Genomic DNA, 698 nt, shown 5'->3' with positions numbered 1-698 from the left:
AACAAAAATAACCCTTAAGATTCTAAAAAAGAAAAAAAACTAAAACCAAAAAAGATAGCAGCTACAGTTCCCGCCACAGAAATTTCTCCTTGAATAATTTTATCTAAAACTAATTCTATAGGAATAAATAAAATTTCAATCTCTTCTGTAGTATCTAGTTGTTGCTCTCCAACTTTACTTACCTTTTCCGCTAAAAATAAATGGATTTTATTGGTATCTTTACTCGGCTTATCGTATAGAGTTCCAATTTTTCTAAATTCTTGGGCAATATAACCAGTTTCTTCTGTAAATTCTCTAATTGCTGCTACTTCTGCACTCTCTTTTGTCGGGTCAAAATTTCCTGCTGGCAGTTCCAAGAAAAATTCCCCTACGGCGTGTCTGTATTGCCGGACAAAAATTATCTCTTTATTACTAGTAAGAGGTAAAACCATCGCAACGTCAGGCTTAATACTGACAAAATAATCATCTATAATTTTGCCATTGGGTAACTCTATTTCATCTTGCCTGACCCGACACCAAGGATGATCTAAAACCATTTTTGATTTTAAAATCTTCCATTTTTTTAAGTTATTCATAAATAAAATAATATATAAAATATTTGGTCATCAAGCAATGAATGTAAAAAAGTATAACAGATACATCCGATAATCTAAACTTTGAACTTACACTTGCTTTTGCAATAACACAATATGCAGAAT

The 698-nt window shown here is 31.2% G+C and carries 1 protein-coding gene; it reads right to left on the bottom strand.

What is annotated here, in order from left to right; all coding sequences use genetic code 11:
• Positions 1-14: 14 nt before the first annotated feature.
• Positions 15-575, bottom strand: coding sequence for an NUDIX hydrolase (locus GNF10_RS37255; RefSeq protein WP_185607516.1), 561 nt, complete (start codon positions 573-575; stop codon positions 15-17).
• Between the last annotated feature and the right edge of the window lie 123 nt (positions 576-698).

The organism is Nostoc sp. UCD121, assembly GCF_014222285.1.
In the GTDB taxonomy this organism is placed as follows: domain Bacteria; phylum Cyanobacteriota; class Cyanobacteriia; order Cyanobacteriales; family Nostocaceae; genus Nostoc.
The sequence above is the reverse complement of the archived record's forward strand: the minus strand, read 5'-3'. Positions and strand labels throughout refer to the sequence as shown.